The following is a 21,236-nucleotide window of genomic DNA, read 5'->3' on the forward strand; positions in this document are numbered from 1 at the left end:
CTACTCCTTGCCGGCCAAGGCAACCTGACGGTTCTGGTTATCGACCGGCTGGACCTTCTGCCCCTCGCGCAGCACCTGAACCCCGGCGCTGACCACCCAGTCGTCCGGCGCCAGCCCCTGCAGCACCGCGACCTGCTGTTCGCCAAAGCTGCCGATGCTGACGAAGGCACGGCGCAGGGTCGATTGCTGCGGGTCGACCACCCACACAAACGGCCGGTTGGCTTCAGCGCTGAGCGCCGACAGCGGCACTGCCAGGGTCGCGCTGGCTTCATGGGCGATGAACACTCGCGCGCTTTGCCCCAGCTCCACCGGCACTGCGTTGTCGGTGAAGGTCACCCGGGCGGCAAAGGTCCGTGAGCGGGGGTCGGCCGACGGTGACATCTCGCGGATCTGGCCGTTGAAGCGCCGTTGTGGTTGCGACCACAGCTCGATCGATACCGGCTGGCCAATGCGAAAACGCTCGAAGGCTTGCTCCGGCAAGTTGATCAGCACTTCACGCTCGCCGTCGGCGGCCAGGCTGAACACCGTGCGCCCGGCGCTGACCACCTGCCCGACTTCGAGCATGCGCCGGGCAATCACCCCGCTTTGGGTGGCGCGCAGCACGGCATAGTCGGCCTGGTTGCGGGCACTGTTGAATTGCGCGGTGGCCTGCCTGAGCTGGGCTTCGCCTGCGCGGTAGGCGTTGTCGACATTCTCGAATTGCGAATGGCTGACCATATTGCGCTGCAACAGCCGCTGGTAGCGATCACGCTCGGCCTGCACCAGGCGCAGGTTGGCCTGGGCGGCGGCCACCTGGGCGCGGCGGGCGTCGAGCTGAAAATGCAGGTCTTGCGGGTCGAGTTGCGCCAGTGGCTGGCCCTCGCGAACCTTCTGGCCAACCTCGACCAGGCGCTTGCTGACCTTGCCATCGATGCGAAAGGCCAGCTCCGGCTCGAAGCGTGCGCGCACTTCCCCCGGGTAGGCATCGGCCAGGTCGGTCGCCGCCTGCGGATGGACAATCAGCACCGCAAGGGGAGGGGGCGAAGGCGGGGCAGGGGCGTCACAGGCCGCGAGCAGAGCAATGAGGCTGACAGGCAATACCATAGACAACACGGGGCTGTGCATGCGGATAAACCTTCCCTGGGCGTTGTAATTGTTATGGGCAGCGAAAAGATCCTAGGTCTGCTACCCCCCAGCGTCCAGTAATGAAATGTAAATCCGGGCAACGCTGAAACTGCAAATTCAGCGGGAAAATAGCGTGACCGTTTGGTCACTGTAAGACCGATAGTTATTTATTAAAAAATATCAACTCATTTGAATAGCCGTTATCGCCAATCCCTCTTTATGGCGTGATGCCCGGTCTAGACTTGTTACTCGATGCTGGTGTGACAACATCTTTACAGGTAAACAGCGCAAGTGCCCGGCGAAGGGATCCAAAAGCGATGAGCGGCATTTTTTTTCGCTTGACGCTCGAAAAGAACCGTGCAACTTTTGGAAACAGTTAAGCGAGGAGCGCGAATATGTCGAACGGAGTCGACCACGTCATTCGGGTTGCAGTTAAACCCATCACCACACGGCTTTTGTCGTCTCGGTCCTGCTCAGATTGCTGGCGTAACCGCTGCTGCTACATGCAGTAGACACGGTCTCGGGCAATCGCTGTCAATGCTGCCGAAGTAGCCTGAATAGTCACAACTGTTTGGGATGTTTCTTACGCTGTATTACGCCGCCGTAAAGTAGTCGGTCTGTTATCGTCGATTTGGCCTTGAACCCAGGGCCAACTGTTCAGCCTGCGCGCCGGTGTAGTGGCGGGCGAGCGGCTGGGCATCGGAAAGTTGTAGAAAACCAACAATAAGAAGGTGTGTGCAATGAATCAAGGTCTGATGTTTTATCCGGCGCTGGCAATGATCCTGCTGACCGTCGTGGTGCTGTATCTGATGTTTCGTGGACGGCAAAGTGCCGTGAAGTCCGGAGCGCTGAGTGCCGCTTACTTCAAGACCTATGACACCGGCGAGAAGCTGCCGCGGGCAGTGCGCCAGACCGAGCGCTGCTTTCACAACCTGTTGGAGTCGACGCCACCGTTCTACTTCCTGTGTGTCGCCCTGATCAGCCTGGCCAAGGTTGACTGGGTGTTCATCGGCCTGGCCTGGGCCTACGTCGCCTGCCGGGTGCTGCAGAGCCTGGTGCACGTCACCAACAACAAGGTCGGGCCACGCTCCAAGCTGTTCATGCTGAGCTGGCTGGTGCTCCTGGCGATGTGCGTGCGCCTGGGCTTTCTGATCCTCTGACAGTACGTTTGTTTGTTTCTAATGATAGACCGCGGCTACTACTGGCAATCACCGGAGACCGTTCGAGATGAGCACAACAATAACAACAACAGCGCGTGGCAGTAAAAGCAGGCGAATGTTTATAACCGGGGTGTTGTCGGCCATCCTCTACGGCGGCTGGGCCTATTATGTAAACGCCGGGCTGGAAACCGCCATGGCCTCGGCCATGGTACAGGCGCTGGGCAGCTTTATTGGCGGCTACCTGGTTGCCGGCCTGGTAGAGTTTGCCTTTAGCGTCACGCCCAAACCCTGGCGCTTTCCAATTGCTGCATTTGTCCCCTATGGCTTGACCCTGCTGACCTATGCCGCTGCGCATCGATTGGTCGGTACGCCGGAAATTCTCAAAACCATCATGCTCAATATTATTGTCGGGACACCCTACTTTGTTCTTTATTGCGTAAAACTTGAACGCAATGAAGCGCAGCGTTTGATATTGAGCAGTTGAGTCTCTTACGTCACAGCTAATAACACTGTTTCAATAACACGTCGGTCGCGCGCGAGTTAGGGCTGTGCGCTGTATAAAAATAATAACGAACCAGAGCCGTTAATCATGAATATGAACGTTGAGCGGAGCACCTCGCTGGTGAAACCGTCGGCCGCTGCATCGGTAGTTGCAACGCTGGTGGATCTCGCCCGTCATCATGCCCGGGTACAACCCGATAAACAGTACTTGTTGTGGCTCGACAAGGGCCGCGAAGAGGGCAAGACCTATACCTTCGCCGAGTTGGATTACGCCGCCAGGGCACTGGCGGTCGAACTTCAACAGCAACTGGCCCTGAAGGCCGGCGCCGAGCGGCAACCACCGGCGGCGATCATCGCCACGCAACCCGGGCCGCAGTTTGTATTGGCGTTTTTCGCCTGCCTGTATGCCGGCATTGCCGCAGTGCCGGTCTACCCGCAGAAAAAAAATGAAAGCAGTGAACGCTTGTGCCGGGTCATCAGCGATGCCGGGGCGCAGTTGCTGATCACTGACCGGCTGTCGCTGGCGGCGCTGCTCGCGCATGAGGCCATCACCGGCCTGGTGCAGGTGGTCGACGTCGACCAGGCCGACCCCGCGCTTGCCGGGCAATGGCAGGCGCCGGCCATCGATGCAGGCTCAGTTGCCTTTATCCAGTACACCTCGGGCTCCACCGGCATTCCCAAGGGCGTGGTGGTCACTCACGCCAACCTGATGAGCAACGAGCAGATGATTGCCGAGTCGCTCAATCACGACCACAACACCGTGTATGTCAGCTGGCTGCCGGTGTTCCACGACCTGGGCCTGATCGGCCTGCTGCAGGCGTTCTACCTGGGCGTGCGCTGCATCCTTATGTCGCCGCTGGCTTTTGTCGCCAACCCGCTGCGTTGGCTGGAGGCGATTTCCCGTTACCGCGCAACCACCAGCGGCGCGCCGAACTTTGCCTACGACCTGTGCCTGCAGCGCACCACGCCAGAGCAACGCCAGCAGCTGGACCTGAGCAGCTGGACGGTCGCCTACAGCGGCGCCGAACCGGTGCGCAAGGGCACCCTCGAACGCTTCGCCGAAGCCTTTGCCGACAGTGGCTTTCGGGCGCAGGCGTATTGCCCTTGCTATGGCATGGCCGAAAGCACGCTGTTCGTCACCGGCGTGCCGCAAGGCGTCACGCCGCTGACCCTGACCCTGGACAAAGCGCAGCTCAACCTCGACCGCGCGGTGCTGGTCGACGCACAGCACGCCGGGCCACAGAGCATTCACTTCGTCAGCTCCGGGGTACCGGCGCAAAGCTGCCAGGTACGCGTGGTCGACCCGCAGCGCTGCGTGGCGCTGGCGGACGATCTGGTCGGTGAAATCTGGGTCAGCAGCCCGAGCGTCAGTGGCGGCTATCGCAACCGCCCGCAACTGTCCCAGGAGGTGCTGCAGGCAACCCTTGAAGGCGAGCCGCAGCGGCGCTTCCTGCGCACCGGCGACCTGGGCTTCATGCACCAGGGCGAGCTGTTCGTCACCGGCCGGCGCAAGGATCTGATCATCATCGATGGCAAAAATCACTACCCCCACGACCTTGAACAGACCATCGAAAGCACCCTCGCCGAGCTGAGCATCAGCATCGCCAATGCCTTTTCCATCGCGGCGTTTTCCGTCGATCGCGACGAGCGCGAGCAACTGGTGGTGGTGATCTCGCTGCACAAGAGCCAGGCGCAGATCTTCTCGGTCGCACAGACCAGCCAGGCGATCAGCGCGGCAGTGGCGCGTGCCCATGGTGTGGCCCTGGATGAGCTGTTGTTCGTCAGCAGCCGCTTGCCCTTGACCTCCAGTGGCAAGTTGCAGCGCGCGCAGTGCCGCAGCCTGTACCTGGACGGGCAGTTGCAGGCGGTGGTCTCGCCGTTCGAGCTCAACCACCAGGGCACCAGGGAGGTGACGTCATGAGCCAGCAACAGATCGCCCAATGGCTGCGCGAACACCTGGCAAGCCTGCTCAAGCTTGACCTGGCCCAGGTCGACAGCGCCCTGGCGTTCGATGAGTACGGCGTCGCCTCGCGCGATGCCGTGGGCATGATCGGTGAGCTCGGTGAATGGCTTGAGCGCGAGCTCGATCCTGCCCTGGTCTACGACTACCCGTCGATCGACGAACTCAGCAACCACCTTTCCACGTTCACGAGGGCTGAACCATGAACCCAGTACCGCAGCACGGCGCGCGCGTCGATTGCGAGGACGAGTTTCGCCGCCTGATGACCCGCCCGCGCTTCGCCTGGCCGACCATCATCCTGTTCGTGGTGATCATGCTGGCCTTCATCCTGTCCACGGCGCTGGCGGTCAGCGACCGCCTGGCCATGGGCTGGGCATTCGTCATCAACACCTTGTGTTCGTACCTGGCCTACACCGTGTTGCACGAAGCGTCCCACGGGCTGATCTGCGCCAACCGCTTTGCCAATGACGTCATTGGCCGCCTGGGGTTCCTGCTGGTGACCCTGACGCCGTTCTTGCGCACCTACCGCTTCCTGCACATGGCCCACCACCATCACACCAATGATCCGCGCCTGGACCCGGATTATTCCTGCGGTGGCGGCCGCGCCTGGACCCTGCCGCTGCGCTGGCTGATGATGGACAGTGCCTACATCACCACCTACTTTCGCAACGGCTCTTATCAGTCCCGGCCGACCGCCGAGAAGGTCGAGTTCTGGCTGGCCTGGCTATTTGCCGTGGCGGTGGTGGTGGCAGTCTGCCTGATGGGCTGGATCGTACCGTTCCTGGTGCTGTACCTGCTGCCGACCCGGGTCGCGCAATTCTTCCTGGCGATCACCTTCGACTACTTGCCGCACTTTCCCCACGCCACCAAGGCGCACGACAACAAGTACCAGGCGACCAACAACCGGGTCGGCATGGACTGGCTGTTCTTCCCGTTGTTCGTCGGCCAGAACTATCACCTGTCGCACCACCTGTACCCCGGCGCGCCGTTCTATCGCTACAAGAAAGTCTGGCTGTCGAGAAAGACCCGTCATGAAGCCCAGGCGCCGGCACTGGTGCCCGGGCACCGGCTGGCACCGATCAAGCAACCCCTTTCTCTGGCTGAGTAACTGAAGGCAGGTGATGGACATGAATCATTCGATTTCCAGTGTTGCCGACCCGGCCCAGGTGCGCCCTGTGTCCTTGAGTGATCAGCCACAGGCGCCAGCCTCGGCGCTGCAGGCGATTTTCGAGCAACAGACGGCAGCCTTTCTCGAACAGCCGATGCCCAGCCTTGAGGAGCGCCTGCGCGCGCTGGACGACCTCGAGCAACTGGTGCGCAGCCACATCCCGCAGATCCAGGCGGCGCTGGACAAGGACTTCGGCCACCGCTGCGAAGAAGAAACGCTGATGGCCGAGATCGTCGGCAGCCTCAAGGCCTGCACCTACGCCAAGCGTCATCTGAAGCGCTGGATGAAACGCCGGCGCTGCGCGGTGGACATCAACTTCAAGCCCGCCCGCGCCTGGGTGATGCCGCAGCCGCTGGGGGTAGTGGGAGTCATGTCGCCGTGGAACTACCCGTTTGGCCTGGTGATCAAGCCGCTGATCGCCGCATTGGCCGCCGGCAACCGGGTAATGATCAAGCCCAGCGAAATGGCCCCGGCAGTCGGCCGCCTGCTGCAGGTGATGCTGGCCAAGGCGTTCAAGCCGTCGCACGTGTGCGTGGTCGAAGGCGACCAGCAACTGGCCCGGCAGTTTACTGAACTTGCCTTCAACCACCTGCTGTTTACCGGCAGCACTTCGGTCGGCAAGCAGGTGATGGCGGCCGCGGCGGCCAACCTCACGCCGCTGACCCTGGAGCTGGGCGGCAAGTCGCCGGTGATCATCGACGAGCACTTCGACATGCGGCGCGCAGTCAAGTCGATCGTGACCGGCAAGCTGCTCAATGCCGGGCAAACCTGTACCGCACCGGACTACGTGTTGGTGCCCAAGGCGCGCCAGGCCGAGTTCGTCGAGGCGTTCAGCGCGCAGGTCCGGCACATGTACCCCGACCCGCTGCACAGCCCGGATTACACCAGCATCATCAACAGCCGCCACTTCGAGCGCCTGCAGGGTTACTGCGACGATGCCATTGGCCGTGGGGCGCAGCAGCACCCGGTGTACCCGCAGCAGCTGTCTTGCGCGCAGAGCCGCAGGTTGTTGCCGACGCTGCTGATCGACCCGCCCGAGGATGCGCGGATCATGCAGGACGAGATCTTCGGCCCGCTGCTGATTGTCGTGCCTTACGAGCAGCTTTCCAGCGCCGTTGGCTACATAAACCAGCGCCCGCGGCCACTGGCCCTGTATGTGTTCACCGACGACCATAACGTCGAGGACTACGTGCTCAAAAGCACAGTGGCCGGTGGCGTGACCATCAATGACACGCTGCTGCACTACACCCAGGAATCGCTGCCGTTCGGCGGCGTCGGCAACAGCGGCTTCGGTGCCTATCACGGCGAACGCGGGTTCCAGGCCTTCAGCCATTTCAAGCCGGTGTTCCGCCAGTCGCGCATCAACTTCCTCGATGCGGTGCGCGCGCCCTATACCAGCAGTTCACGCTGGTTCCTGAAGAAAATGATCGGGATGGCCTGACCATGAACGCACCCCTGCACACTTCTAACCCGGCGCGCGTGCCTGACTGGTACGTTGAGCACATGCGCCCGGCTTGCGAGTTCGTCGCCAGCCTCGACCCGTTCCCGTTCTGCCAGCCGAGCGACCTGAGCGGCTACATCGCCTTGCACCAGAACGACTACCTGCGCCTGGGCAATCACCCGGCCGTGAGTGCCGCCCGCGCCGGGGCCAATGCCCAGTTGCGCGACGAGTCGTTCATGTCGAGCATCTTTGGCGGCAGCGCCGATGAGTGCGAGGCGTTCCGCGCGCAGATGGCCCGCTGCATGCGCGCCGACGACGCGATTCTGACCACCTCCGGCTGGGCCGCCAACGTCGGCCTGCTCGAGGCGATCACGCCGCTGTTCAAGCCGGTGTACATCGACAGGCATGCCCATGCGTCGCTGTATGACGGCATCAAGTTGTCGCTGGGCAAGAAGATCGTCATCGAACACAACGACACCGACGACCTGTTGCGCCGGCTGGAGAAGAACGGCCCGGGCATCGTCGTCATCGATGCGGTGTACAGCACCGACGGTTCGATTGGCGACATCCGCCGCTACCTGGAAATCTGCGAAGCCCACGAGTGCCTGCTGGTGCTCGACGAGGCGCATTCCTTCGGCATGTTCGGCAACGGCGGCGGGCTGGCGGTGGAGCTGGGCCTGGCCGAACGCGTGCACTTTCGCACGGTGAGCCTGAACAAGGCGCTGGGCGGGCACGGCGGGCTGATTGCCGGTAATGCCCAAGCCATGCAGCTGGTGCGCGCCGGCTGTCGCTCGGTGATTTTCAGCTCGGCCACCTCCAGCGTCTCGGCGGCGGGGCACCTGGCTGCGCTGAACATCATCATGCACCAACCCGAGCGCGCCCGGCGCTGCCTGGACAACGCCAGCGAGTTTCGCCGCCAGTTGCAGGAGGCCGGGGTGGCGGTGGGCGACAGCCAGTGCCAGATCGTCTCGCTGTTTTTCGACGACGAACAGCAAGCCTGCGTGTTCTACGGCAAATTGCAGCAGCGCGGGGTGTTGACCTCGGTGTTCCTGCAGCCGGCAATCCCGGCGGGCATGGGTGTGGTGCGCTATTCGATCCACTCCCAGCTCAGCGCCGCGGAGCTGGACAAGGCGGTCGCCGCCACCCTGCAAACCCTGATGGAAATGGACCTGCTCGATGCACCGCAGGCCAGCGCGCAACAGCGCGAAGGCTGAGCGTGTCTGCGCATAACTATAAAAACAAGGGAGTCATCATGAGCGATAAGAAACAAGGCAAGCTGTCGGTGCATCCGTACATCGGCGGCAGTGCCAGCAACCTGATCCGCAATGTCATCAAGCATGGCGGCGTCAGCCGCGACAAGCTGGCGACCTTCACCCTGACACTGTGCGGCACGGCGCTGACCTTGCCGCTGCGCCTGGTGGAAACCCTGCGGTTCAACAAGGCCATCGAGCGCAGCCGCCTGCAGGAAGACCCGATCTTCATCCTCGGCCACTGGCGCAGCGGCACCACCCATTTGCACAACGTCATCAGCCAGGACAAGCGCCTGGGCTACCTGACCACCCTGCAGGCAATTTTCCCTACCTGCGCGGTGATCCTCAGCCGCCACAAGCTGCTCAAACGCATGGTTGCCAGCCTGCTGCCGGCGCAGCGGATGATGGACAACATGAAGATCGGCGTCGACCTGCCCCAGGAAGAAGAATTCAGCCTGTCGTGCCTGATGACCACCTCGCACCACTGCAACCACTTTCCGCGCACCATCCGCGAAAGTTTCGACAAGTACGTGCTGTTCCAGACCAGCCCCGACGAGGTGGCGAACTGGGAAAAGGTCTACCAGCAGGTGATCAAGAAGGCCTCGTTCCTGGCCAACGGCAAGCGCCTGGTGCTGAAGAACCCCTACAACACCGCACGGATTCCGACGCTGCTCAAGCTCTATCCCAATGCCAAGTTCATTCATATTTCGCGCAACCCCTACAACATCTATGTCTCGGCGCTGCATGACTTCGTCAAGGAAGCCGAGGAAATGGCCTTGCAAGAGTTCACCAACGAGGACTTTTCCGAGCTCTGCTACAGCCTGTACGGGAAGATCATGAATGCCTATTGGGATGCGCGCGACCTGGTGCCGCCGGGCAACCTGGTCGAGGTGAGTTACGAGGACTTCGACGAAGACCCGCTCAACGAAGTCAAGCGCATCTACCAGACCCTCGACCTGCCGCTCGAGCCTGCCGTACTCAAGGACATCGAGGCCTACCTGGCATCGATCGCCGGCTACAAGAAGAACAAATACACCTACAGCGAGCAGCAGGCCCGGGCCATCGAGGCCAACTGGGGCTTTGCCCTGGAAAAAATGAAATACAGCCTGCCGCCCGACATCGTCGTCGATAACAGCCGCGACTGGTCCTGCGACATGAACTACTGAGTGCCCTGGTTCACCCGTCAATGTCCGCGTGGGCCACAGGCTCACCCCTCTATAGCGCAGGAAGTGTGTTCATGAGCATGGCTGAAGATATCCACCAAACGGTTGCCCAGGGTCAGCAGGACTGGGCGTTCAGTGTCGGTGTGCAACTGGTGGTCTGGGGGCTGCCGATCGTCGAGTGCTGGAAGTATCGCCTGGGCAAGGTGGTCGGCCACGGCGCGCAAGCGCAGGGGCAGGCGATCAACGCCTTCCAGCATATGCGTAGCCTGTCGACCCGGGCGTCGAGCAAGTTCGTCAACTCGGCCACCGATTTTCTCTATTCAACCGCGGTACTGGATTTACACCAGGGCCCGCTGGTACTCACGGCGCCAGATTTCCAGGAGCGCTGGTATGGCCTGCAGGTGCTCGATCCGTACATGGAGACCCTGGCCAACCTCGGCACCCGCACCTATGGCCGACAACTGCCCAGCGTGGTGATTGCCAACCGTCGCGATCAGCATCGGGTGCCGGCGCAGGCCACGGTGATCTACAGCGACAGCGACTTTCTGTATGTGGTCGGGCGCATTGCCGCAGGCGATCATGAAGACCTGAGCGCGGTTAACGCCCTGCAGGACGGCCTGCGCCTGACACCGCTGCATGGCGCCGACCACCCGGGCTTTGACCTCGCGCAGGTTACCCCGGGGTCTTGTGCGCCGCTGCGCGCGGGCGATTCCAGTTGCCCGGCGGAGCTGGCGTTCTTCGAAGAGCTGGGCGCGGTGCTCAAGTTCGTCCCGCCCAGCGCCAGCGAAGGCATGTTGCTCGGGCTGATGGCCGACGTCGGTATCAGCGTTGAAAACGGCTTCGCCCACCAGAGCCTGGCACCTGCAGTGCGCGAAGGCCTGGCGCGCGCGGTGGTGCAAGCCACGGCGATCCTGCAAGGCAAGGTGTTCGAGCGCGGCGAGCTGAACAACGGCTGGAAGTTGCCGGGGGCGATCGGTAACTACGGCCATGACTACATCCTGCGGGCGCTGGTGTCGTTGCACGGCATCTGGGCCAACGTAGCGGAAGAAAGCCTGTACTTCATGGCCTGGACGGATTGCGAAGGCAACCTGCTGCATGGCGACAACCAGTATGAAATCCGCTTTGAAGCCGGGCAGTTGCCGCCGGTTGAAGCCTTCTGGTCGATCAGCTACTACGACGACCAGGGCCGCCTGACCGACAACCCGCAGGACAAGTACACGGTCAATTCGCTGTATCACCAGTTGCAGGCCAATGCCGATGGCTCGACCTCGGTGTTCATTGGCAAGGCGCCGGTTGCGCCGCCGTTCGCGGGGAACTGGCTGCCTTCGCACAGCGGCTACTTCAACCTCAACCTGCGCTGCTACAACCCGGGGCCAGCCTTGCTCTCGGGCCAGTACCGGGTGGCGCCGATCGTCCGCATACAGGGGCAGTGAAGCCGATGAACAAGATCGCATTGATTACCGGCGGCTCATCCGGCCTGGGCCTGGAGCTGGCCGGGCAACTGGCCAGAAAAGGCTATGACGTGCTGCTGCTGGCCCGCGACGAGGGCCGGCTGCAGGCGGCCAAGGCCAGCCTTGAGGCGCTGAACAGCCGGATCAACGTGCACACCTTCGTCTGTGATGTTGCCGACGAACAGGCCATGTGCAGCACCTTTGCCACGATCAGCCGGCGCTTTGAGGCCATCGACTTTCTGATCGTCAACGCGGCGATTGCCACCATCGACCTGCTGGGCGATTACAAGAGCCTGCAGGAGGTCAACCGCAACCTGAAGATCAACCTGCTCGGCGCGGTGTCGTCCACCTACCTGGGCATCCCCTTGCTGCGCCGCGGCGCCCATGTGCTGTTCATCTCATCGGGCTTTGGTCTGGTGGGCGCGGCCGGTTATTCGTTGTACGCCGCCTCCAAGGGCGGCCTGAACAACTTTGCCGATGCCATCCGCCGCGAGCTGTTACCGCGCCAGGTGCACGTGCACCTGGCCTGCCTGGGCGACCTGGACACGCCGATGTACGCCGGTGAGCTTGAGCATATGCCGGCCTGGATCAAGGCCAAGATGGGCCGTGGCAAGCCGATGCCCGCAGGCCAGGCGGCCGCGGCGATTCTCAAGGGCTGCTTCAGGCGCCAGTTTCGCATCAACCTGTCCAGTGACGTGAAGCTGCTGATCCTAGTGCAGAAGTTGTTACCGCAAAAACTGTCTACCTATGTCATCGACCGGGTGCTGCCGTTCCCGCCGGTTTGAACCGCCGGGCAGCCGATGACACAGCGTGAAGTGGAACTTCAACCGTTATTGCATGAGGTCGATGGACATGGGAAAAGTCGGAACCAATATCGTCTGGCATCCACAAGCGGTCGAGAAGCAGGCACGGGCCAGGCTCAAGCGGCAAAAGCCGTGCATTATCTGGCTCACTGGGTTGAGCGGGGCAGGCAAGTCGACCATCGCCAATGCACTGGATCAGTTTTTGATCGACCAGGGCTTCCATACCTACTTGCTCGATGGCGACAACGTCCGCCACGGGCTGAACAAGGACCTGGGCTTCAGCGAAGCCGACCGCATCGAGAACATCCGCCGCGTGGGTGAGGTCTCGCGCTTGTTTGTCGATGCCGGGGTGATTGTGCTGTGCTCGTTCATCTCGCCGTTTTGCGCCGATCGCCAGCTGGTGCGCGAGCTGGTCAAGGGCGACGAGTTTGTCGAGGTCTACGTCAAGGCCAGTGTGGCCACTTGCGAGCAGCGCGATGTGAAGGGCTTGTACAAGAAGGCCCGGGCCGGGCAGATCAAGAACTTCACCGGGATCGACTCACCCTATGAGGCGCCGCAGCAGCCGGAGCTGCTGCTGGACACCGAAAGCCAGGATGTCGACGCCTGCGTCGCGCAGCTGGTGGCAGTGCTGCGCGGGCAGGGCTACCTGGGCGCCTTCTGAGCCCGGCGCGGTTCAGGCCTTGAGGGCCGCATCCGGCGCCACTGCCGGCACCGGCTTGCCGGTGGCGGCCTCGACCCGGCGGGCCACCGCCGGGTCATCGGCGAAGGGTATCAGGCTGGCCTGATCGTCCACTTCGCCGCTGTGACGCTGCAGGCAGGCGCTGGTGACCAGGTAGAAGAACAGTACGCCGCTCAGGCAATACAGTGCATACAGCCAGTCATCCATGGTCGGGCCTCCTAGGCCAGGCTGGCGTTGTTCAGCGCCAGTTTTTCATCGGCCACACGCACGGTGCGCCAGGTGTTGTAAGCCATCAGCAGCATGCCGCTCAAGAAGCACACGCCGCCGACAAAGCGCACGATAAAGCCCGGGTGGCTGGCCACCAGCGCCTCGACGAACGAGTAGGTGAGGGTGCCGTCGTCGTTGGTGGCGCGCCACATCAGGCCCTGGGCAATGCCGTTGACCCACATCGAGGCGATGTACAGCACGGTGCCGATGGTGGCCAGCCAGAAGTGCAGGTTGATCAGGCCGACGCTGTACATCTGCTCGCGGCCGAACACTTTCGGGATCATGTGGTATAGCGAGCCGAAGGTAATCATCGCCACCCAGCCCAGGGCGCCGGCGTGAACGTGGCCGATGGTCCAGTCGGTGTAGTGCGAGAGGGCGTTGACGGTCTTGATCGCCATCATCGGGCCTTCGAAGGTCGACATGCCGTAGAACGCCAGCGACAGCACCAGAAAGCGCAGGATCGGGTCGCTGCGCAGCTTATGCCAGGCGCCGGAGAGGGTCATCATGCCGTTGATCATGCCGCCCCAGCTGGGTGCCAGGAGGATCAGCGACATGGCCATGCCCAGCGATTGCGCCCAGTCGGGCAGGGCGGTGTAGTGCAAGTGGTGTGGGCCGGCCCAGATGTACAGGGTGATCAGCGCCCAGAAGTGCACGATCGACAGGCGATAGCTGTACACCGGGCGACCGACCTGCTTGGGCACGAAGTAATACATCATGCCGAGAAAGCCGGTGGTCAGGAAGAAGCCCACGGCGTTGTGGCCGTACCACCACTGGACCATGGCGTCGGTGGCCCCGGCGTACACCGGGTACGACTTGAACCAGCTGACCGGGATCGACAGGTGGTTGACCACGTGAAGCATGGCGATGACCACGATGAAGGCGCCGAAGAACCAGTTGCCGACGTAGATGTGCTTGGCCTTGCGGCGCATCAGGGTGGCGAAGAAGACGATGCCGTAGGCGACCCAGACGATGGCCATCCACACCGCGCCGGTGAATTCGATCTCGGCGTATTCCTTGGTGGTGGTCAGGCCCAGGGGCAGGCTTACCAGCATGATCACGATGGTCGCCTGCCAGCCCCAGAAGGTGAAGGCGGCGAGTTTGTCGCTGAACAGCCGCACCTGGCAGGTGCGCTGCACGGCGTAGTAACTGGCGGCAAATTGCGCGCTACCGGCAAAGCCGAAAATGACCAGGCTGGTGTGCAAGGGGCGCAGGCGGCCGAACGAGGTCCAGGGCAAGTCGAGGTTAAGTTCCGGCCAGACCAGTTGCGAGGCGATCCAGACGCCCATGGCCATGCCGACGATACCCCAGACCACCGTCATGATGACGAATTGCCGGACCACCTTGTAGTTATAGGCCTGCGCCTGTTGATGTGTGCTCATGGCTAGTTTCCACAGTTCCTGTATGGCTCGCCCTGCCGTGGGGCAGGGGCACAGGCGCAGACTCTAGGAAGCTGCCGACATACAAAACAGACTCAGAAACCTGCGTTAACACCGGATCAGATCAAACCCCCGTATTCATTGGCCAATACGGCACCTGTTATGGGCAAGCTGTAGTGAATTACTGCTGTTCTGCATTGATCGTGCCGGTAAATGCGTGTCGCTGTGTCGCAGCCAAAACCCCGTGGAATTATCTTGACATCACCGCAAATGCGGCCGCAGAATTTCACAAACTTTGCGCGCAAAGTTTTATGCCGGACGCCAGCACACGTCCGGCAGTGGTGCGCAACCAACCTTGACGCCATCCCGCTATTCGCCCCTGTAACGGTGCTTTCGAGCCGGGACGGGGTACGCGCGCAGCGGCGGCACACTATAAGAACGAAGGGAGCAACAGATGAAGCTTTCCAAGGAACTGGTCGTCCAGGCAAAAGCAACGTTCGGGACACCGACCTACCTCTACGATGAAGCCGTGCTGCGCAACAGTTTCAACGAGTTGCGCGATGCATTGCCGGACTGTGTGGACATCTTCTATGCGTTGAAGGTCAACCCGAACCTGTCCCTGGTAAAACTGATCCGCTCCTACGGCGGTAACACCGAAGTCTGCTCGCTGGGCGAGCTGGAAATTGCCCTCAAGGCCGGGGTCGACCCCCAGGACATCATTTTCCTCGGGCCCTATAAAAAGCCTGAAGAACACCGGCGCGCCCTGGAGGTCGGGGTGTTCGCCATCGTCGTCGAGTCCGAGACCGAGCTGCGCAAGCTCTCGGTCCTGGCCGGCGAGCTGAACTGCGTGGCGCCGGTGGCGATCCGCATCAACCCGAATTTCTCCGCCTCCGGCTCGCCGTGGAAGATGGGCGGGCGGCCGACCCACTTCGGTATCGAAGAAGACACCGCGGTGGCCAATTTCGGTGACTACGCAGCGTTGCCCAACCTGAAGATCAAGGGCATTCACGTTTACAACGGCACCAAGATCCTCGATGCGCAATCGGTGTACGACAACGCCAAGTACATCCTCGGCCTGTTCCGCAGCCTGACCCGGCGCTACAACCTGGACATGAGCATGGTCGATGTCGGTGGCGGCCTGGGCATCAAGTACTACGAGAACGAGAACGAACTCGACACCCGCCAGCTCAAGCAACTGCTGGCGCCGCTGTTCGAAGCCTTCAACCAGCAGTTCCCGCAGACCCGCATCATCGTCGAGTCCGGGCGCTTTATCGCCGGCAAGTGCGGCGCCTTGCTGGTGACGGTCGACAACATCAAGGAAAACCACGGCAAGACCTTTGCCGTCACCGATGGCGGTACCAACTGCCATGGCGCCGCCGCCGGCAGCGGCCAGGTGCTCAAGCGCAACTTTCGTATCGTCCATGCCACCGGCAGCACCGGCGCACCGCTGCGCGAATACCATATCTCCGGGCCGCTCTGTAGTCCCGACGACCTGCTGGCCCGCGACCTGCAGATCGAAACCCTGCACGAGGGCGACATCCTCGCTGTCACCGCTTCCGGCGCCTATGGCCCGTCCGCATCGCCCACCCTGTTCCACAGCCATGGCCACCCGGCCGAGGTGATCGTCAGCAACGGCCAGCTGTTCCTCGCCCGCGCCCGGCAAACCGCCCTGGACATCCGCGACAGCCATGCCGACGTACCACTGTCGGCCATGCTCGGCGCCGCACCGGCACCGGCACCGGCACCTGGCGAGCCGACGCCGATCGCCCAGGCCGCGACCCAGCGCCAGCTTGGCGAGATCCTGCGGGTGGTGCTGAAGCTGCCGGAAAACACCGTGATCAGCGCCGACTCGCACCTGCGCGACGACCTCGGCCTGGACTCGCTGACCTCGATGGAGCTGCTGGTCAACCTCGAAGACGACATCGAAGGCTTCTTCGTCAATCCCGACACCATCGCCCCGGGCCACTTCAACACCGTGGCGACCCTGGCGGGCTACATCGACGCTCATCGTCAACCGGCGGTCGCGCGCCGGTCGCGTACCGAGGTGCAGCATGAAGGCGTCTGACGTCCTCCTGCAGCAGGTGCTGGAAACCCCCAACGGCCTGCACCCGGACAAAGCGGCGATCATCTACGCCGATGAAACCTACACCTACGCCCAGCTCGATGAAGCCAGCGGGCGCCTGGCCGCCGGCCTGCAGGTCAATGGCCTGCTGCGCCAGGAACGCGTGGTGGTGTGCCTGGGCAACCGGGTCGAAACCGTTTGTGCCTTCTGGGGCGTGCTGCGGGCCGGCGGGGTGATGGTCAACGTCGGCCTGGAAACCCCGGCCGACAGCCTCGACTACATCATTCGCGATGCCGAGGCCTCGGTGCTGATCACCACCTCGGAGAAATTCGCCAGCCTGGCGCCCGGCACCGCCGGGCTGAGCTACCTCAAGGCCATTGTGTTGCTCGACGGCGAAGCCGACGCAGCCGATACCCACACGCTTGAAAGCCTGCTGGGGCAGGGCGCCGGCATTCCGCTGCCGTGCGGCAACCTTGACCTGGACCTGGCGGCGATCATCTACACCTCCGGCTCCACCGGCGCGCCCAAGGGCGTGATGCTCACCCACCGCAATATGCTCGCGGCGCTCAACTCGTTGCACACCTACCTGGGCTACCAGGCCAGCGACAATGTGCTGTGCTCGCTACCGCTGTCGTTCGACTACGGCCTGTACCAGATGATCATGGCCCTGAGCGCCGGGGCCACGCTGGTGCTGGAGAAGGAGTTCACCTGGCCGATCTTCCTGATCAAGAAGATCCGCCAGTACCAGGTCACGGTGATCCCGTTCGTGCCGACCATGCTCATGCTCCTGCACGAGTATGCGCACAAGCGCGAGGCGACCTTCCCGCAGGTGCGCATGGTCACCAACACCGGCGCGGCCTTGAAGGCCAACCATATTGCGCAGATGAAGGGCCTGTTCCCCCAGGCGCTGATCTTCTCGATGTACGGCCTGACCGAGTGCAAGCGCTGCACCTACCTGCCGCCCGAGGACATCGACGACAAGCCGGGCAGTGTCGGCATCGCCATCCCCAACACCGAGCTGTGGCTGGTGGACGATGAGGGCCGGCGCATCGACACGCCGCATCAGGTCGGCCAGCTGGTGATTCGCGGCGCCACGGTGATGGCCGGCTATTGGCGCAACCCCCAGGCCACCGCGCAAAAACTCAAGCCGGGGCCGTACCCGGGGGAAAGCGTGCTGTACACCGGCGACTATTGCAGCCTCGACCAGGATGGCTACCTGTACTTCCAGGGGCGCATGGACCACATGATCAAGTCGCGCGGCATGAAGGTCAGCCCCAGCGAGGTCGAGAGCTTTCTGTATGCCATCGACGGTGTCGAAGCGGCGGCGGTGGTCGGTATCGAACATGCCTCGGTCGGCGAGGGGCTATGGGCGTTCGTCACCTTGGGCCAAGGTGTCAGCCTGAGTGCCGAGCACTTGCTCGAACGTTGCCGCCATGGCCTTGAAGCGCACAAGGTGCCGCTGTCGATCAGCATCGAGGGCAACCTGCCGCGCACCGCCAATGGCAAGTTCGACTTGCAGCAACTGCAACAGACAGCGCGCCATGCGCAACTGGCCGTGGCCGGTTGAGTGGCGCTTTTTTATCGGTGATTCAGGCATACAGGATGTGCGGATATGAGTCTGGGCAACAGAGGTCGCGAGCAATCGCTGGACGTCAACGGCAACCATTTCGCCTTGCGCATCTGGGGCAATGAGCGCGGCCATCCGGTGCTCGCCGTGCATGGCTGGCTGGACAACGCAGCGTCGTTCGAACGGATCGCGCCGCTGCTCGAGGACTGCTTCGTGGTCGCCCCGGACCTGGCCGGTCACGGCCGCTCCGAGCACCGTCGGGGTGACAGCGGCTATTACCTGTGGGAACACGCCGACGACATGAACGCCCTGATCGAGTGCCTGGGCTGGAAGCGTTTTTCGGTCCTGGGGCACTCCATGGGCACCGGGGTTGCATCGATTCTGGCGGCGATGAACAAGTCGATCGACAGCATGGTGTTCATCGACGGCATGGGCGCGCCCTTTACCATTGCCGAAGAAGACACCGTCGAGCACCTGAAAAAATCCCAGCGCCTGCTGCGCCTGGCCTTGCGTACCCGCTTGCATGGGTTTTCAGCGCCGCAATCGGCACAGTTTGGCAGCCTTGAAGCGGCCATCGGCGAGCGGCGCAACAGCATCGACGGCACCCTGTGCGCCGAGGGCGCGCGGCTGCTGGCCATGCGCGACCTGCTCAGTGTCGGCGACGGTTACCGCTGGCGCCACGACCCACGCCTGGTGCTGCCTGAGCCTATGCAACTGACCGAGCGCCAGGCCTGCGACTTTTTGCGCCAGATCAGCTGCCCGCTGCACCTGCTGCTCGGGCGCCAGGGGCTGTTTGCCGGTGCCCAGTTCGATAAAAGAAAAAACGCCTTGCCCTGGGCCACCCAGGTGCACTGGCATGAGGGCGGCCATCATTTTCACCTGGAGGAACCCGGCACGGCCTTGATCGCGCAGATCAACGCCGCGCTGCTTCAGCGTGAACCCGGGCCGCGGCAACGATTAGTCAATGAGTAATGGAGTACACCCGTGAAAGAGTTCTGGATTGCACCGTCGATTCTGGCGGCCGATTTCGCCCGCCTCGGCGCTGAAGCCGAGCAGGTACTGGCCGCCGGTGCCGATGTCATCCATATTGATGTGATGGATAACCACTATGTGCCCAACCTGACCATGGGCCCGCAGTTCTGCAAGGCCCTGCGCAGCCACGGGATCACCGCGCCGATTGACGTGCACCTGATGGTGACGCCGGTGGATGCGATGATCCAGGCCTTTGCCGAAGCCGGCGCCGACTACATCTCGATTCACCCCGAGGCGACCCTGCACCTGGACCGCTCGCTGCAACTGATCAAGGACCTGGGCTGCAAGGCGGGCCTGGTGTTCAACCCGGCCAGCGGCCTGGACGCCGCGCAATACGTGCTCGACAAGCTCGACCTGATCCTGCTGATGTCGGTCAACCCGGGCTTTGGCGGACAGAAGTTCATCCCTGCGGTATTGCCCAAGATTGCCGCAGCGCGCAAGCTTATCGACGACAGTGGCCGGGCGATCCGTCTGGAGGTGGACGGCGGCGTCAACCTTGACACCATCGGCCAGGTGGCCGCCGCCGGCGCCGACATGTTCGTGGCCGGCACGGCGATTTTCGCCCAGGGCGATTACCGCGCCAGCATCGAGGCCTTGCGCCGCGAGATTGCCCACGCTTTGCCCAACCGCCACTGATAGGCGGTCTTTCCAACGATTCTCGCGAATCCAGTACGAGTTACCTGTCCTTGCACACTACAACCCTAATCAAGGCCTTGCTGCGTCAGCCGACAACGCATACGCCGGTCTGGCTGATGCGCCAGGCCGGGCGCTACCTGCCCGAGTACCGCGAGCTGCGGGGCCGGGCCGGGTCGTTCCTGAGCCTGGTGAAAACCCCGGACTACGCCACCGAAGCCACCTTGCAACCCTTGCGGCGTTTCAACCTGGATGCAGCCATCGTCTTTTCCGACATCCTCAGCGTGCCCGATGCCATGGGCCTGGGCCTGTATTTCGGCCATGGCGAAGGCCCGCGCTTTCGCCATCCGCTGCGTGACGAGCAGGCCATCAAGCGCCTGCGCGTGCCAGAGCCCGAAGCGCTGGACTACCTGTACCAGGCGGTGGCCCAGAGCCGCCGCGAGCTTGACCCCAAGGTGGCACTGCTCGGCTTTGCCGGCAGCCCCTGGACCCTGGCCTGCTACATGGTCGAAGGCGGCCCGCCGGGCGATTTCCAGCTGATCAAGAAGATGCTCTACCGCCGCCCGGAGCTGCTCCAGCGCATTCTCCAGGTCACCAGCCAGGCGGTGGCGGCCAGCCTCAATGCGCAGATCGAATCCGGTGCCCAGGCGCTGATGATCTTCGACACCTGGGGCGGGGTGCTGGCCGACGGCGCCTACCAGCGGTTTTCGCTGTTCTACATGCGCGAGGTGCTGGCGCGCCTGCACAAGACCCACCACGGCCAGCGGGTGCCGTCGATCATCTACACCAAGGGCGGCAGCCCGTGGCTGGCGGAGATGGCCGACAGCGGCGCCGATGCCCTGAGCCTGGACTGGACCTGCGACCTGGGCATGGCCAGGCAACTGGTGGGTAACAGTGTTGCCCTGCAGGGCAACCTCGACCCCAGCGTGTTGCTGGGTGATGAGGCCTGTATCCGCCATGAAGTGCAGCGTACCCTGCAGGCCTTCGGGCCGCCCGCTGCGGGCTTTGGCCATGTGTTCAACCTGGGCCACGGGATTTCCCCGGCGACCTCGCCCGAGGCGGTGGCCACGCTGGTCAATGCCGTGCATGAACTGAGCCGTGTGCGCGGAGGTGCCTATGCTTGACCCGACCTTCGACTTCGACCGGATGCTGTGCTTCTCGCTGTACTCGACGGCCAACGCCATGGTTCGCGACTACGCCGAGCCGCTGAAAAAGCGCGGCGTAACCTACCCGCAACTGCTGGTGATGGCCGGCCTGTGGGGCCAGGACGATGTCTCGATCAGCGCCCTGAGCGAGCTGACCCTGTTCGACCTTGGCACCCTGACGCCGATCGTCAAACGCCTGGCCGACAACGGCTTCATCACCGTGTACCTCGACCCCAACGACCGTCGCCGGCGCAACCTGTTGCTGACCGACAAGGGCCGTGAGCTCAAGGCCGAGGCGGCGCAGGTGTTCAGCAACATGGCCTGCAAGATCGACCTGGGCGAGGGTGAGGTGGAGCAGGTGCTGGATGTTTGCCACCGGATCAGGGCGCGTTTGCGCTGAGCCCGCCGCGCGGGGCAAGTCCGCTTGCCCCGCGAAAGGGGATTGTGCAATCACTCCAGCATCATGATAATGAG

The 21,236-nt window shown here is 62.8% G+C and carries 20 protein-coding genes; 17 read left to right on the forward strand and 3 right to left on the reverse strand.

The window, feature by feature from the left end; genetic code table 11:
- A complete protein-coding gene (locus JYG36_RS12950; RefSeq protein ID WP_283817204.1) occupies positions 1 to 1,104 on the reverse strand; it encodes an efflux RND transporter periplasmic adaptor subunit in 1,104 nt (367 codons plus the stop codon).
- 740 nt (positions 1,105 to 1,844) lie between these two features.
- On the opposite strand from JYG36_RS12950, the gene JYG36_RS12955 reads away from it, so the two are divergent.
- From JYG36_RS12955 to cysC, 11 genes are all read left to right on the forward strand, one after another.
- A complete protein-coding gene (locus tag JYG36_RS12955) occupies positions 1,845 to 2,264 on the forward strand; it encodes an MAPEG family protein (RefSeq protein WP_045198192.1) in 420 nt (139 codons plus the stop codon).
- Between the two features lie 67 nt (positions 2,265 to 2,331).
- Positions 2,332 to 2,748 (forward strand): hypothetical protein, encoded by a 417-nt coding sequence (locus JYG36_RS12960; RefSeq protein WP_195884275.1) that lies wholly within the window; start codon positions 2,332 to 2,334, stop codon positions 2,746 to 2,748.
- Between the two features lie 105 nt (positions 2,749 to 2,853).
- Entirely contained in the window at positions 2,854 to 4,686 is a 1,833-nt protein-coding gene (locus tag JYG36_RS12965) for a fatty acyl-AMP ligase (protein WP_213604298.1), read from the forward strand.
- Positions 4,683 to 4,931, forward strand: a complete 249-nt coding sequence (locus JYG36_RS12970) for an acyl carrier protein (protein ID WP_093382114.1) — start codon at positions 4,683 to 4,685, stop codon at positions 4,929 to 4,931. The genes JYG36_RS12965 and JYG36_RS12970 overlap by 4 nt, the downstream gene beginning before the upstream one ends.
- Complete coding sequence (locus tag JYG36_RS12975) at positions 4,928 to 5,833, forward strand: fatty acid desaturase (protein WP_213604299.1); 906 nt, start codon at positions 4,928 to 4,930, stop codon at positions 5,831 to 5,833. Before JYG36_RS12970 ends, JYG36_RS12975 begins: the two co-directional genes overlap by 4 nt.
- A 19-nt stretch (positions 5,834 to 5,852) precedes the next feature.
- Entirely contained in the window at positions 5,853 to 7,334 is a 1,482-nt protein-coding gene (locus JYG36_RS12980) for a coniferyl aldehyde dehydrogenase (RefSeq protein ID WP_213604300.1), read from the forward strand.
- 2 nt (positions 7,335 to 7,336) lie between these two features.
- The gene (locus JYG36_RS12985) at positions 7,337 to 8,548 is read left to right on the forward strand and encodes an aminotransferase class I/II-fold pyridoxal phosphate-dependent enzyme (RefSeq protein ID WP_052676522.1); all 1,212 of its coding nucleotides are present in this window, start codon (positions 7,337 to 7,339) and stop codon (positions 8,546 to 8,548) included.
- 38 nt (positions 8,549 to 8,586) lie between these two features.
- Positions 8,587 to 9,750, forward strand: coding sequence for a sulfotransferase family protein (locus JYG36_RS12990; RefSeq protein ID WP_093382123.1), 1,164 nt, complete (start codon positions 8,587 to 8,589; stop codon positions 9,748 to 9,750).
- A gap of 71 nt (positions 9,751 to 9,821) precedes the next feature.
- Entirely contained in the window at positions 9,822 to 11,180 is a 1,359-nt protein-coding gene (locus JYG36_RS12995) for a DUF1254 domain-containing protein (RefSeq protein WP_176794251.1), read from the forward strand.
- A 5-nt stretch (positions 11,181 to 11,185) separates the two neighbouring features.
- The gene (locus JYG36_RS13000) at positions 11,186 to 11,983 is read left to right on the forward strand and encodes an SDR family NAD(P)-dependent oxidoreductase (protein ID WP_045198203.1); all 798 of its coding nucleotides are present in this window, start codon (positions 11,186 to 11,188) and stop codon (positions 11,981 to 11,983) included.
- A gap of 67 nt (positions 11,984 to 12,050) precedes the next feature.
- Complete coding sequence (cysC, locus tag JYG36_RS13005) at positions 12,051 to 12,662, forward strand: adenylyl-sulfate kinase (protein ID WP_045198205.1); 612 nt, start codon at positions 12,051 to 12,053, stop codon at positions 12,660 to 12,662.
- Between the two features lie 12 nt (positions 12,663 to 12,674).
- Here cysC and JYG36_RS13010 read toward each other — a convergent pair whose 3' ends face one another.
- Positions 12,675 to 12,887, reverse strand: a complete 213-nt coding sequence (locus JYG36_RS13010) for a hypothetical protein (RefSeq protein ID WP_038994976.1) — start codon at positions 12,885 to 12,887, stop codon at positions 12,675 to 12,677.
- An 11-nt stretch (positions 12,888 to 12,898) separates the two neighbouring features.
- Positions 12,899 to 14,326: a cytochrome-c oxidase, cbb3-type subunit I gene (gene ccoN / locus JYG36_RS13015; RefSeq protein WP_045198209.1), complete on the reverse strand. Its 1,428-nt coding sequence runs from the start codon at positions 14,324 to 14,326 to the stop codon at positions 12,899 to 12,901.
- Between the two features lie 451 nt (positions 14,327 to 14,777).
- Here ccoN and JYG36_RS13020 point away from each other — a divergent pair, with 451 nt between their 5' ends.
- The 6 genes from JYG36_RS13020 to JYG36_RS13045 all read left to right on the forward strand — a co-directional run bounded on the left by JYG36_RS13020 (position 14,778) and on the right by JYG36_RS13045 (position 21,162).
- Positions 14,778 to 16,388 carry a phosphopantetheine-binding protein gene (locus tag JYG36_RS13020; RefSeq protein ID WP_213604302.1) on the forward strand — a complete coding sequence of 537 codons (1,611 nt, stop codon included), beginning with the start codon at positions 14,778 to 14,780 and terminating at the stop codon, positions 16,386 to 16,388.
- Complete coding sequence (locus tag JYG36_RS13025; RefSeq protein WP_093382133.1) at positions 16,375 to 17,952, forward strand: class I adenylate-forming enzyme family protein; 1,578 nt, start codon at positions 16,375 to 16,377, stop codon at positions 17,950 to 17,952. The genes JYG36_RS13020 and JYG36_RS13025 overlap by 14 nt, the downstream gene beginning before the upstream one ends.
- A 45-nt stretch (positions 17,953 to 17,997) precedes the next feature.
- Positions 17,998 to 18,924, forward strand: a complete 927-nt coding sequence (locus tag JYG36_RS13030; RefSeq protein WP_213604303.1) for an alpha/beta fold hydrolase — start codon at positions 17,998 to 18,000, stop codon at positions 18,922 to 18,924.
- Positions 18,925 to 18,936: 12 nt separating this feature from the next.
- Positions 18,937 to 19,620: a ribulose-phosphate 3-epimerase gene (gene rpe, locus JYG36_RS13035; protein WP_045198215.1), complete on the forward strand. Its 684-nt coding sequence runs from the start codon at positions 18,937 to 18,939 to the stop codon at positions 19,618 to 19,620.
- Between the two features lie 116 nt (positions 19,621 to 19,736).
- Positions 19,737 to 20,741 carry a uroporphyrinogen decarboxylase gene (hemE, locus tag JYG36_RS13040; protein ID WP_249744441.1) on the forward strand — a complete coding sequence of 335 codons (1,005 nt, stop codon included), beginning with the start codon at positions 19,737 to 19,739 and terminating at the stop codon, positions 20,739 to 20,741.
- Positions 20,734 to 21,162, forward strand: coding sequence for a MarR family winged helix-turn-helix transcriptional regulator (locus JYG36_RS13045; RefSeq protein WP_038994982.1), 429 nt, complete (start codon positions 20,734 to 20,736; stop codon positions 21,160 to 21,162). The genes hemE and JYG36_RS13045 overlap by 8 nt, the downstream gene beginning before the upstream one ends.
- Positions 21,163 to 21,236: the final 74 nt, after the last annotated feature.

The organism is Pseudomonas sp. SORT22 (assembly GCF_018417635.1).
Taxonomy (GTDB): domain Bacteria; phylum Pseudomonadota; class Gammaproteobacteria; order Pseudomonadales; family Pseudomonadaceae; genus Aquipseudomonas.

Excerpts from the sequence above, each read along its gene's own strand:
- JYG36_RS12950 (WP_283817204.1), bottom strand. The coding sequence starts at position 1,104 with ATGCACAGCCCCGTGTTGTCTATGGTATTGCCTGTCAGCCTCATTGCT.
- JYG36_RS12955 (WP_045198192.1), top strand. The coding sequence starts at position 1,845 with ATGAATCAAGGTCTGATGTTTTATCCGGCGCTGGCAATGATCCTGCTG.
- JYG36_RS12960 (WP_195884275.1), top strand. The coding sequence starts at position 2,332 with ATGAGCACAACAATAACAACAACAGCGCGTGGCAGTAAAAGCAGGCGA.
- JYG36_RS12965 (WP_213604298.1), top strand. The coding sequence starts at position 2,854 with ATGAATATGAACGTTGAGCGGAGCACCTCGCTGGTGAAACCGTCGGCC.
- JYG36_RS12970 (WP_093382114.1), top strand. The coding sequence starts at position 4,683 with ATGAGCCAGCAACAGATCGCCCAATGGCTGCGCGAACACCTGGCAAGC.
- JYG36_RS12975 (WP_213604299.1), top strand. The coding sequence starts at position 4,928 with ATGAACCCAGTACCGCAGCACGGCGCGCGCGTCGATTGCGAGGACGAG.
- JYG36_RS12980 (WP_213604300.1), top strand. The coding sequence starts at position 5,853 with ATGAATCATTCGATTTCCAGTGTTGCCGACCCGGCCCAGGTGCGCCCT.
- JYG36_RS12985 (WP_052676522.1), top strand. The coding sequence starts at position 7,337 with ATGAACGCACCCCTGCACACTTCTAACCCGGCGCGCGTGCCTGACTGG.
- JYG36_RS12990 (WP_093382123.1), top strand. The coding sequence starts at position 8,587 with ATGAGCGATAAGAAACAAGGCAAGCTGTCGGTGCATCCGTACATCGGC.
- JYG36_RS12995 (WP_176794251.1), top strand. The coding sequence starts at position 9,822 with ATGAGCATGGCTGAAGATATCCACCAAACGGTTGCCCAGGGTCAGCAG.
- JYG36_RS13000 (WP_045198203.1), top strand. The coding sequence starts at position 11,186 with ATGAACAAGATCGCATTGATTACCGGCGGCTCATCCGGCCTGGGCCTG.
- cysC (WP_045198205.1), top strand. The coding sequence starts at position 12,051 with ATGGGAAAAGTCGGAACCAATATCGTCTGGCATCCACAAGCGGTCGAG.
- JYG36_RS13010 (WP_038994976.1), bottom strand. The coding sequence starts at position 12,887 with ATGGATGACTGGCTGTATGCACTGTATTGCCTGAGCGGCGTACTGTTC.
- ccoN (WP_045198209.1), bottom strand. The coding sequence starts at position 14,326 with ATGAGCACACATCAACAGGCGCAGGCCTATAACTACAAGGTGGTCCGG.
- JYG36_RS13020 (WP_213604302.1), top strand. The coding sequence starts at position 14,778 with ATGAAGCTTTCCAAGGAACTGGTCGTCCAGGCAAAAGCAACGTTCGGG.
- JYG36_RS13025 (WP_093382133.1), top strand. The coding sequence starts at position 16,375 with ATGAAGGCGTCTGACGTCCTCCTGCAGCAGGTGCTGGAAACCCCCAAC.
- JYG36_RS13030 (WP_213604303.1), top strand. The coding sequence starts at position 17,998 with ATGAGTCTGGGCAACAGAGGTCGCGAGCAATCGCTGGACGTCAACGGC.
- hemE (WP_249744441.1), top strand. The coding sequence starts at position 19,737 with ATGCGCCAGGCCGGGCGCTACCTGCCCGAGTACCGCGAGCTGCGGGGC.
- JYG36_RS13045 (WP_038994982.1), top strand. The coding sequence starts at position 20,734 with ATGCTTGACCCGACCTTCGACTTCGACCGGATGCTGTGCTTCTCGCTG.